The 11,659-nt window shown below is 57.6% G+C and carries 10 protein-coding genes; 5 read left to right on the top strand and 5 right to left on the bottom strand.

Annotation, left to right across the window (positions count from 1 at the left end; all coding sequences use genetic code 11):
• The first annotated feature begins 9 nt into the window (after nt 1-9).
• The 4 genes from QRN85_RS19465 (at nt 10) to QRN85_RS19450 (ending at nt 4,056) form a co-directional block, all read left to right on the top strand.
• Nucleotides 10-1,323, top strand: coding sequence for a cobyrinic acid a,c-diamide synthase CobB (locus QRN85_RS19465; protein WP_284759804.1), 1,314 nt, complete (start codon nt 10-12; stop codon nt 1,321-1,323).
• 104 nt (nt 1,324-1,427) lie between these two features.
• Nucleotides 1,428-2,324 (top strand): glutathione-dependent disulfide-bond oxidoreductase, encoded by an 897-nt coding sequence (gene yghU, locus QRN85_RS19460; RefSeq protein ID WP_062589195.1) that lies wholly within the window; start codon nt 1,428-1,430, stop codon nt 2,322-2,324.
• A 10-nt stretch (nt 2,325-2,334) separates the two neighbouring features.
• The gene (locus QRN85_RS19455; RefSeq protein ID WP_112964484.1) at nt 2,335-2,715 is read left to right on the top strand and encodes a hypothetical protein; all 381 of its coding nucleotides are present in this window, start codon (nt 2,335-2,337) and stop codon (nt 2,713-2,715) included.
• A 102-nt stretch (nt 2,716-2,817) separates the two neighbouring features.
• Nucleotides 2,818-4,056 carry a cytochrome-c peroxidase gene (locus QRN85_RS19450; protein WP_284759803.1) on the top strand — a complete coding sequence of 413 codons (1,239 nt, stop codon included), beginning with the start codon at nt 2,818-2,820 and terminating at the stop codon, nt 4,054-4,056.
• On the opposite strand, the gene leuB is transcribed toward QRN85_RS19450, so the two are convergent.
• From leuB to QRN85_RS19425, 5 genes are all read right to left on the bottom strand, one after another.
• Nucleotides 4,037-5,149, bottom strand: coding sequence for a 3-isopropylmalate dehydrogenase (leuB, locus tag QRN85_RS19445; protein WP_284759802.1), 1,113 nt, complete (start codon nt 5,147-5,149; stop codon nt 4,037-4,039). The genes QRN85_RS19450 and leuB overlap by 20 nt on opposite strands.
• Nucleotides 5,150-5,424: 275 nt before the next feature.
• The gene (leuD, locus tag QRN85_RS19440) at nt 5,425-6,030 is read right to left on the bottom strand and encodes a 3-isopropylmalate dehydratase small subunit (protein WP_062589203.1); all 606 of its coding nucleotides are present in this window, start codon (nt 6,028-6,030) and stop codon (nt 5,425-5,427) included.
• A 152-nt stretch (nt 6,031-6,182) separates the two neighbouring features.
• Complete coding sequence (locus QRN85_RS19435; RefSeq protein WP_062589205.1) at nt 6,183-6,689, bottom strand: GNAT family N-acetyltransferase; 507 nt, start codon at nt 6,687-6,689, stop codon at nt 6,183-6,185.
• Nucleotides 6,690-6,927: 238 nt separating this feature from the next.
• A complete protein-coding gene (gene typA, locus QRN85_RS19430; protein WP_062589206.1) occupies nt 6,928-8,748 on the bottom strand; it encodes a translational GTPase TypA in 1,821 nt (606 codons plus the stop codon).
• 193 nt (nt 8,749-8,941) lie between these two features.
• Nucleotides 8,942-11,002, bottom strand: coding sequence for a M3 family metallopeptidase (locus QRN85_RS19425; protein ID WP_284759801.1), 2,061 nt, complete (start codon nt 11,000-11,002; stop codon nt 8,942-8,944).
• A gap of 159 nt (nt 11,003-11,161) precedes the next feature.
• Between QRN85_RS19425 and QRN85_RS19420 the strand changes: the two genes are divergently transcribed.
• Nucleotides 11,162-11,626: a MarR family winged helix-turn-helix transcriptional regulator gene (locus tag QRN85_RS19420; RefSeq protein ID WP_062589208.1), complete on the top strand. Its 465-nt coding sequence runs from the start codon at nt 11,162-11,164 to the stop codon at nt 11,624-11,626.
• The last annotated feature ends 33 nt before the right edge of the window (nt 11,627-11,659 follow it).

The following is an 11,659-nucleotide window of genomic DNA, read 5'->3' as shown; positions in this document are numbered from 1 at the left end:
ACAGCGCAAATGACAGCAAGAGCAATCATCATAGGGGCACCCCGTTCCGGTTCAGGCAAAACCAGCGTCACCATCGGCCTGTTGCGCGCATTTGCCCGGCGAGGCGTGAAGGTTCGGGGCATCAAGACCGGACCGGATTACATCGATCCGGGTTTCCATACGCTGGCAGCGCGAAGCGATGGGCTGAACCTCGATAGCTGGGCGATGGAGCCGGACCTGCTGAGACACCTGTTCGCCCAGCAGTCGCAGGATGCCGAGCTGTTGCTGATCGAAAGCGCCATGGGCCTGTTTGACGGCATTGTGGTGCCCGATCATCGCACCGGCTCTGCGGCCGATCTGGCGCGGCTGTTTTCTATTCCCGTGCTTCTGGTGCTGGATGTTTCTGGCCAGTCGCAGACCGCTGCGGCCATCGCCCATGGTTTTGCGCATTATGATCCGGCAGTGAAAATGTCTGCCGTGGTCCTCAATCGAGCAGGAAGCGAAAGGCACCGCACACTTTGCACCGACGCCATCGAAAGGATCGGCTTGCCCGTTGCAGGCTGCGTGATGCGTGATCCATCGCTTGTGCTGCCGGAACGACATCTGGGGCTGGTGCAAGCCAGCGAACACCCTGAAATCGACGCGCATATCGAACGCCTGGCAGACGCCATGGAAAAGGCGATTGATCTCGACGCGCTGTATTCCGCGGCCATGCCTGTCGATCTCTCGCCCGGCTCCATCCTTGCGGCAATCGCCCCACCAGGGCAACGTATTGCACTGGCGCAGGATGCCGCCTTTACCTTTCTCTATCCCCACCTGCACCGGCATTGGCATGAGGCGGGTGCCGAGATCATGCCTTTCTCACCGCTTTCCGATGAAGGGCCGGACCCATCCTGCGATGTCTGCTGGCTGCCGGGTGGCTATCCCGAACTCCATGCGGGCCGGATCGCCTCCGCAAACGGCTTCAAGACCGCGCTCAGGCGCTTCAGCGAGACGAAGCCGGTCCACGGGGAGTGCGGGGGCTATATGGTTCTGGGCGAAACGCTGGAAGATGCTGACGGTGTTACGCATGACATGACCGGGCTTCTTTCCCATTCCACGAGCTTTGCCCAGCGCAAGATGAACCTCGGCTATCGGCAGGCGACGATTGCCACCGATGGAGCGCTGGGACGGCAGGGTGATGTCCTGCGCGGCCATGAATTTCACTATGCGCGAGTGACCGATCCGGGTCACGATGAGCCCTTCGCGCAGATTGCCGATGGACAGGGAAAACCGCTTGGAGCATCCGGTGGCAGACGCGGCTTCGTGACTGGTACGTTTTTTCACGCCATCGCCAAAGGTTGAATTTTTCTCATCGATGATGCGGTGGAGGAAATCCCCGGTGATGCCTATATTGCTTTCGAGTGCTGAACGCTGGCGCTTGATCCGTTGAACAAGGACAGATTTTCATGACCGAGAAATCCCCCGAGAATAATTTTCCCGCCGGTTACGAACCAGCCGACGTCTGGGAATGGGAAAAGGGCAATGGCGGTCAGTTCGCCAATATCAACCGCCCGATCGCAGGTCCGACGCATGACAAGGAACTGCCGGTTGGCAAACACCCGCTGCAGCTCTATTCGCTCGCAACGCCGAACGGCCAGAAGGTCGGCATCATGCTGGAAGAGTTGCTGGCCGCAGGCCATACGGGTGCCGAATACGACGCCTGGATGATCAAGATCGGCGATGGCGACCAGTTCGGCTCCGGTTTCGTCAAGGCCAATCCGAACTCCAAGATTCCCGCTCTCATCGATCACTCCACGACAGAGCCGACGCGCGTTTTCGAAAGCGGTTCGATCCTGCTCTATCTCGCGGAAAAATTCGGCGCGTTCCTCCCCAAGGATCACAAGTCGCGCACGGAAGCGATCAACTGGCTGTTCTGGCAAATGGCATCCGGCCCCTATCTCGGCGGCGGTTTCGGCCATTTCTACGCCTATGCGCCGATCCACATCAAATATGCCATCGACCGTTTCGCCATGGAAGCCAAGCGTCAGCTTGACGTGCTGGACCGTCATCTGGCAGAGAACCAGTATCTGGCCGGTTCGGAATATTCGATTGCGGATATTGCCGTCTGGCCATGGTATGGCAATCTGGCGCTCGGGCAGTCCTATCCGAAGGCCGATGTCTTCCTTGATGTGAAAAGCTACAAGAACCTTCAGCGCTGGGCAGCAGACATTGCAGCACGTCCTGCGGTGAAAAGAGGTCGCATGGTCAACAAGGCCAATGGCGATCCTTCAGAACAATTGCATGAACGCCACGATGCGTCCGACTTCGACACGAAGACACAGGACAAAATCGGCAAGGCCTAAGGAGAAGAGAATGGCTAACCTGCCCGACATGACCAAACATCGCGGTTTTCCATCCGGCATGCCGAGCACGGGTATCCAGTTCACCATACGCCGCGCCAATCCGCGCGGCGTAACGCCCATCAAGCACATTCCCCGGCGCGCCCGGAACGATTCGCCTGAACACAAGGTGGATGCGGCGTTCCTGCACGCCCTGTGGCACCACTTCGGCAATGAGCCCTTCGAACGTGGCAATCTCGATGCAGCGCGCCTCAGTCTGCTGTTCGGGCGGGAAGTCGTACCTGCGGAGAAGAATTTCGATCCTACATCCTATGAGGCGATGCTTGTCATAGATGAGCGGGTTGCACGGCAGAATTTCCCCGAATCCTTCGAGAACTATTTTCAGATCGACTGAAAGCCGTCTCTGCGACAAAGTGGAGCGGGGGCAGAAAGATTCTGTGCTTTGCCGATCTGAAATGATATAGAGCGCGCAGTTTCATCCATTTCGGCGTCTGCCATGTTCAGGCATATTTTCTGCGTCATCACTGCAAGTGCGTGTCTCCTGCTGCCTGCCGGTACCGGCGCGGGCGACATTGCCCATGGCGGCGACGACTATGCGACGCTGGAAAAGCTCGGCGCAGCGCTCTTCCACGACACCAACCTGTCCATGAACCGCACCATGTCCTGCTCCACCTGCCACATGGAAGCGGCGGGCTTTACCGATGCGCGAGAGAGCGACAAGGTCGGTCATGATGTCTCTCTGGGCGATGATGGCGCCTCTCTGGGTGACCGCAATGCGCCGAGTGCCGCTTACGCGAAATTCTCGCCACCATTCGGAAGGAATGCCGCAGGCGAATATGTCGGCGGCCATTTCTGGGACGGTCGTGCTTCGACATTGGAAGAGCAGGCCGGCGGCCCGCCCTTGAACCCGGTTGAGATGGGAATGCCCGACAAGGCGACCATCGCCAAGCGTCTCAAGGAAAACCCGGATTACGCGGCAGCCTTCGGCACGCAGTTCGGTGGAGATGTCTTCAAGAGCGACGATGCCGCCTTTGCGGCGATGACGAAGGCGCTGGCCGCCTTCGAACGCTCGGACGAGTTTTCGACCTTCGATTCCAAATATGACCGCTTCCTGCGTGGCGAGGAAAAGCTCACCGACCAGGAAGAACTGGGCCGCGTTCTAATGTCGTCCAGCCAGTTTACCAACTGCAACACCTGCCATGAAATCAGAGGTGAGAGCGGTCTTTCCGACGGTGTCTTCACCAACCACAAATATTTCAATATCGGCGTTCCCGCCAACAAGTCGGTCAGGGCGGCAAATGGCTCAAAGCCTGATGCCGTCGATCTCGGCCTTTACCAAAACCCGGCCGTCGCGGGCGATCCGGCCCAGCGCGGCAAGTTCAAGGTGCCGACGCTGCGCAATGTCGCGGTGACGGGTCCTTATATGCACAATGGCGTGTTCAAGGATCTGCGCACGGTCGTGCTGTTTTATGTGAAATACAAAAGCAAGAAGCCCAGCCGCCAGATCAATCCGGAAACCGGCGAAAGGTGGGATGCGCCGGAAGTGCCGGAGAATATCGCATTTGAAGAACTGACGGCAGCGCCTGCGCTTGACGACAAGCGGGTGGACGCCATTGTGGCCTTCCTGAAAACGCTGACCGACAGGCGCTACGAGCACCTCCTGACGGAGCAGGAAGGTGGGCAGACAGCGACGCCGCCTGCCCAGACCGTATCGATCAGGCCGACAGCGCCTTGAATTCCGCAAGAACCGCATCGCCCATTTCAGACGTGCTGACCTGACGGCAACCATCCGCCATGATGTCGGCGGTGCGGACACCCTTGTCGAGAACGTTGGCGATGGCTGCTTCCAGCTTCGTGGCTTCATCGACCATGTTGAAGGAGTAGCGCAGGCACATCGCAAAGGAAGCGATCATCGCGATCGGGTTCGCAATGCCCTTGCCGGCGATATCAGGCGCCGAGCCGTGGACGGGCTCATACATCGCCTTGCGCTTGCCCGTCTTGGCATCCGGGGCGCCGAGTGAAGCGGAAGGCAGCATTCCAAGCGAGCCGGTCAGCATCGCCGCCACGTCGGACAGCATATCACCGAACAGGTTGTCGGTGACGATGACGTCGAACTGCTTTGGCTTGCGCACCAGCTGCATGCCACCGGCATCCGCCAGCATATGCTCAAGCACAACGTCCTTGTATTTGGCCGCGTGCGTTTCGGTAACGACCTGGTTCCACAATACGCCCGACTTCATGACGTTGCGCTTTTCCATGGAGCAGACGCGGTTGTCGCGGGTGCGCGCCAGTTCGAAAGCAACGCTGGCGATGCGTTCAATTTCGAACGTGTCATAGATCTGCGTATCGATACCGCGCTTTTGCCCATTGCCGAGATCGATGATCTGCTTTGGCTCGCCGAAATAGACGCCACCGGTCAATTCGCGGACAATCAGAATATCGAGCCCTTCGACAAGCTCCGGCTTCAGTGACGATGCTGCCGCCAGGGCCGGGTAGCAGATGGCAGGGCGCAGGTTGGCGAAAAGCTCCAGGTCCTTGCGCAGGCGCAGGAGGCCTGCTTCCGGTCGAACCTCATAGGGAACACCATCCCACTTCGGACCGCCGACTGCGCCAAACAGAATGGCATCGGCGGCCAGCGCCTTCTCCATGTCAGCGTCGGAGATCGCTACGCCATGGGCGTCATAGGCGCTGCCGCCGACAAGACCGTCTTCTGTCTTGAAGCCTGCGGCCTTTTCGCTGTTGAGATAATCGATCAGCTTGCGGACTTCCGCCATGGCCTCGGGGCCGATGCCATCACCCGGCAACAGGAAAAGCGTGCGCGTCGTCATGAAAACCCTCCTTGGCCACACCACGAAACCTTGGTGGTTTCAAAACGGCGGGGCGCATCTAAAAATCCGTATGTCTGCAACGTAAGTCGCTGCAGTGTGCGGGCTTCTTAGCCTTGGCGATGGTTCATTTCAAGGAACGCAAAAGCCGATTTGGTACGTCGCGCAGAAATGGAGCGATTTCGAAACGACATTGCAAGAGCGTTCAGGTGGCGAGTAACGCTGCAACAAATCCGCCATACCGGATCAGGTCCGGCATGACGGAATACGAGTTGACCTCAAGCCCAGGGGCGGGAAGAGGCGTTGGACTTTTCGAAGCCCTTGATGGCACCTGCATGTTCCAGCGTCAGGCCAATGTCGTCGAGGCCGTTCAACATGCAATGACGCTTGAATTCGTCGAGTTCAAAACCGATCGTTCCCCCATCGGGTCCGCTGATTTCCAGTTTTTCAAGGTCGACGGTGACGACGGCGTTGGAGCCGCGCGATGCATCATCCATCAGCTTCTCCAGATTTTCCGGGCTGACGATGATGGGCAGAATGCCGTTCTTGAAACAGTTGTTGTAGAAGATATCGGCGAAGCTGGTGGAGATGACGCAGCGAATGCCGAAATCGAGAAGCGCCCATGGGGCGTGCTCGCGCGAGGAGCCGCAGCCGAAATTATCCCCGGCGACAAGGATCTTCGCATTTCGATAGGCTGGCTTGTTCAGCACGAAATCCGGATTGTCAGACCCATCTTCCAGATATCGCGATTCCGCAAACAGGCCCTTGCCAAGGCCGGTGCGCTTGATGGTTTTAAGGTAATCCTTCGGAATGATCATGTCGGTATCGACATTGACGACCGGCATAGGAGCGGCAACGCCCGTCAGCTTGGTGAACTTATCCATCTCTCACTCCGAAATGTTACGAATTGCAGCGCGGCCAAAGCCAGCTTTTTCTCGCAATAGCGTAAAATCGGGAATATTTGAAGGCCAAAGCGGGCAAAGGCGGTACAGTCGTGAAAACAACTGCAAAAGCGTCTCGGTTACCGTGCGCTGCTTCAGTGCCAAACAAAGCCAAGCTTGCGCAATTGCGTCCCGGCGAAATCCTCCATGCCTTCCACGACGTCCTCGCCCCCGTGAGAGCGAAAGAAGCGACTGGCAACATCGCTGTCTTCAAGGCACCAGACGACGAGACCCCTGCAGCCCAGCGACTTTAGAAGCCGACGGCTCTCGGTAAACAGAACCGAGCCGAGGCCCATGCCCTGATATTCCGGGCGCAGGTAAATCTCATAGACTTCGCCATCATAGGGCAATCCACGGGCACGATTAAGCCCGAGCGTTGCGTAGCCGGCAATCACGCCTGCAACTTCCACCACGAGCATGGTGGCTGAACCGCGGGTCGCCTTGCGCCACCAGTTCTCATTGCGCCGATCCAGCATTTGCCGCAGCGGCTTGTGCGGTATCAATCCCCCATAGGCCTGCTGCCACGATGATCTGTGCACATCTGAAATGGCATACGCATCGTCGGACTCTGCACGGCGAATATCTATGGATAACGTTTTCATAACGCGTTTCTGACCCCAGCGGAGCGAACTTACCAGCCGCAAAGGTTAACGGCGTGAAGCTTACCCACAGCCTATTCATGTGGATTAAGGGTAAAAATTAACGCTAAATTTACCATTGAGGCAAGCAGCATGGTGCTTTGCCCCCAAACAAAACGGAGACAGGGTTAACGCTGTCAGGACAACAAAAAACCCGGCGCGAAGGCCGGGTCTTTCGAAATTACGAGTTAGACGCTGAAAATCAGCCGGCAAGCTTAGCCTTTTCGAAGCGCTTGCGGTCATTGGCGTCCAGATACATCTTGCGAAGACGGATCGACTTTGGCGTCACTTCCATCAGCTCATCGTCCTGAATCCAGGAGAGCGCGCGGTCGAGCGTCATGCGGATCGGCGGTGTCAGCTTGACGGCTTCGTCCTTGCCCGCAGCGCGGATGTTGGTCAGCTGCTTGCCCTTGAGAACGTTGACTTCAAGGTCGTTGTCACGCGTGTGAATGCCGATGATCATGCCAGCATAAACCTTTTCGCCGGGCTCGATCATCATCGGGCCGCGATCTTCCAGGTTGAACATGGCGTAGGCCACCGCCTCACCAGCGCCGTTCGACAAGAGAACGCCGTTGACGCGACCGCCAATGGCACCCTTGAAGGGCTGGTAGTCGTGGAACAGGCGGTTCATGATCGCCGTGCCGCGTGTGTCTGTCAGCAGTTCGGACTGGTAGCCGATGAGGCCACGGGTCGGAGCCAGGAACTTGAGACGAACGCGATTGCCGCCGGATGGGCGAAGCTCGGTCATTTCAGCCTTACGCTCGGACATTTTCTGAACGACGATACCGGAATGTTCTTCATCGACGTCGATGACGACTTCCTCGATCGGCTCCATCGTCTGGCCGTTTTCGTCCTTGTGCATGACGACGCGTGGACGCGAGACGGCAAGTTCGAAGCCTTCGCGGCGCATGGTTTCGATCAGAACGGCAAGCTGCAATTCGCCACGGCCGGAAACGAAGAACGAATCCTTGCCTTCGGCTTCTTCGATCTTCAGCGCGACGTTGCCTTCGGCTTCCTTGAAGAGGCGGTCGCGGATGACGCGCGACGTAACCTTGTCACCTTCGGTGCCAGCCAGCGGGCTGTCATTGACGATGAAGGACATGGTGACGGTTGGCGGGTCGATCGGCTGTGCCGTCATCGCTTCGTTGACCGAGGGATCACAGAAGGTGTCGGCAACGGTGCCCTTGGACAGACCGGCGATGGCAACGATGTCGCCCGCATGGGCTTCTTCGATGGCTGTGCGCTCGATGCCGCGGAAAGCGAGGATCTTCGAGATACGACCGGTTTCGATGGTCTTGCCATCCTGGCCGAGAACCTTGACGGCCTGGTTCGGCTTGATCGAACCGGAAGCGATACGGCCGGTGATGATGCGGCCGAGGAAGGGGTTGGCTTCAAGGATCGTACCGATCAGACGGAACGGACCTTCTTCAACCGTTGGCTCAGGAACGTGCTTGAGAACCAGATCGAGAAGCGGAGCAAGACCTTCGTCCTTCGGCCCCTCGGGATTGACGTTCATCCAGCCATCGCGACCGGAACCGTAAAGAATCGGGAAGTCGAGCTGCTCGTCGGTCGCGTCGAGGTTCGCGAAAAGGTCGAACACTTCGTTGATGACTTCCTCATGGCGGCCATCGGGACGGTCGATCTTGTTGATCGCAACGATTGGGCGAAGACCAACCTTGAGCGCCTTGGACACGACGAACTTGGTCTGTGGCATCGGACCTTCGGACGAGTCGACCAGAACGATCGCGCCATCCACCATCGAAAGGATACGCTCAACTTCACCGCCGAAGTCGGCGTGGCCGGGGGTGTCGACGATGTTGATGCGAACACCCTTCCACTCAACCGAAGTCGCCTTGGCGAGAATGGTAATGCCGCGTTCTTTTTCGAGGTCGTTCGAATCCATGACGCGTTCTGCAACGCGCTGGTTTTCGCGGAACGAGCCGGACTGTTTCAGAAGCTCGTCAACGAGCGTCGTTTTGCCATGGTCAACGTGCGCGATAATCGCGATGTTGCGAAGTGCCATTGTTCAAGATCTCTGAGGTTGGGCGCTATCAAACGGGTGTGCGCCAATTTAGTTTGGCGGGCTCATAACCTTTTTTTTGCAAATGCGAAAGGGGGGCCTGTAACATAAGCCCCCTGCGAAAATGCCGTAACAGGCTTATATGACAGTTTTGAGGTGGTCAAAACCGGGATTTTCCGGACCTGACCGCCTGATGTCAAACCAGACCGCGTTTCCTCATCATTGCGTCCGGGCTCGGCATCTTGCCACGGAACGCCTTGTAGGTTTCTTCGGCATCGACAGAGCCGCCGACAGAATAGACATTGTCCCTCAACCTTCGTGCCACATCGGGGTTGAATGGATTGCCCGTTTCTTCGAACGCCTCAAACGCGTCTGCGTCCAGAACCTCCGACCACATGTAGGAATAGTAGCCTGCCGAATACCCGTCACCGGAGAATATGTGCTGAAAATGCGGAGTTGCGTGCCGCATGACCATGGATTTCGGCATTCCCAGCGAAGCCAGAACGTCGCTTTGGACAGCCATCGGATCTTCAACAACACCACGCGTGTGGAACGCCATATCCACCAGGGCGGATGAGGTATATTCAACCGTGTTGAAACCGGCGTTGAAGGTCTGCGCGGCCAGAACCTTGTCCAGCAAGGCCTTCGGCATCGGCTCGCCGGTCTCGTAATGCAGCGCGTAGGTCTCGAGAATCTGCGGGACCGTCAGCCAATGTTCGTACAACTGCGACGGCAACTCCACGAAATCACGTGAGACACCGGTTCCTGACACAGATGGATAGGTGACGTTGGATAGCATACCATGCAAAGCGTGCCCGAATTCATGGAACAGGGTGCGGGCGTCATCGAGTGAAAGAAGTGCTGGCTTTCCCTGCGAAGGCTTGGCGAAGTTGCAGACATTGTAGATGATCGGAAGCTCGCCCTCCCTGCCGTTCTTGAGGCGCAGCTTGTGCTGAGACTGGAACGAGCTCATCCATGCGCCAGACCGTTTCGAAGGCCGGGCAAAAAAGTCGGCAAGAAACACCGCAACGATCTTACCGTTACCGTCGTGGATCTCGAATGTTCTCACGTCCGGGTGGTAGGCGATGACGTCGGTGACTTCGAGTGCACGGATGCCGAAAAGTCTATGGGCAACCTCGAAGCAGGCCTCGATAATCTTGTCCAGTTGCAGATATGGCTTCAGTTCGGCCTCGGAGAAATTGAATTTGATTGCCCGCAGTTTTTCGGCGTAGTGACGCCAGTCCCACGGCATGACATCGTGGTTGTTACCCTCTTCACGCATCAGGGCGGCCAGTTCGGCTTCCTCCTCACCAGCGCGCTCAACAGCCTTGGTCCAGACGCGCGTCAGCAGATCATTGACCGCTTCCGGCGTTTTCGCCATGGTATTGTCCAGCTTGTAGGCGGCGAAATTGGCGTAACCCAGAAGCTTCGCCTTTTCATCGCGCAATTCAAGCGTCCGTTTGACCGTGGCGCGATTATCGGTTTCTCCGCCGTTGGCGCCCCGGGAAACCCAAGCCTTGAATGCCTGTTCGCGCAAGTCGCGGCGCTCTGAAAACGTCAGAAAAGGCTCAATGATCGAGCGCGACAAAGTAATCGCATAAGCACCATCATCGCCATGCTCGCGTGCGGCACCCTTCATCGCATCGCGCAGGAAGTCCGGCACGCCTGCAAGTTCCTCCTCGGTGGAGAGAACGAGCTTCCAACTTTTCTCGTCGGCCAGAACATTCTGTCCAAACTTCGCACCAAGCCCTGCAAGCTCCTCGTTGATGGCAGCAAGCCTCTCCTGGCTATCCTTTGGCAGCTTTGCGCCGGATCGCACGAAGCCCTTCCAATGACGCTCCAGAACGCGCAGTTCTTCGCCGCTCAAACCCAGCGCCTCACGCTGTTCCCAGAGGCTGTCAATCCGCCTGAACAGCGCTTCATTCATGCTGATCCTGGAATAATGCCTGGACATCTTCGGCGCGATCTCGCGTTCCAGCGCCTGAATGGCCGGGTTGGTATGTGCGCCTGCCTTGTTCCAGAACAGTGCCGAAACCCGCGAGAGCTCGTCACCGGCGATTTCTAGCGCTGTGATGGTGTTTGCGAAACTCGGCTTTTCACCGGCCTGCGCGATTGCGTCAATTTCCGCATCGTGGGCGACAAGGGCAGCATCGAAGGCGCCGGCAAAATCTTCGTCGCGGACATTCTCGAACCTCGGGAGACCATTTTTCCCGTCCCAGTGAGTAAGAGAAGCGTAGAGCGCGGTGGTGGATGTCATGGGTTCGTCCTCATGCAGATGCGATTTGCGCCATATGGGCACGGTGCAAGCCCGGTTTCAATACGCTTCTTTCATCAACCGATCCGTCGCACCCATGTCGGGAGGCTTGCCAGTCACACGGGAATTTTTAATAAGAGAGCCTTACGAAAAAGGCGCATCATGACGACGTCGATCGAAAAAGAGTCCTTGGCATTCCTCCTCAACAGCAGCACGCGGTTTCTCAACAGTGTGTTTGAGCGACGCATCAGCGAAGCTGGGCTGGGGCTGACACCAGGTGAAGCGCGTGCTCTTTTGACCGTGGCAGCCATCGATGGCAGCAAGCAGGCCGATATAGCCGGCAGGATAGGGCTGGAACCGATGACGGTCTGCACCTACCTCGACAAGCTGGAGTCTCTCGGCCTGGTCGAACGCAGGCCCAATCCCGATGACCGCCGCTCCAAATGCATCTTCCTCACCGACGCTTCGTCCGATCTCCTGATTGCCGTACGGCGTGAGGTGGACAGCGTTATCGGCCAGGCGACGGAAGGTTGCAGTGAAGCCGACCTGTCGCGCTTTTACGAGATGCTTAAACTGCTGCAACGAAATTTGCAGGCAGCCGCGAGCGACAGAGGCAGGCAGACATAAAAAAAGCCCCGCAAGCGGGGCTTTTGACGTCAT

This window comes from Agrobacterium sp. fls2-241-TYG-188a, assembly GCF_030209845.1.
Note: the sequence above shows the minus strand (reverse complement) of the source record. Positions and strands in the feature narration are given on the sequence as shown.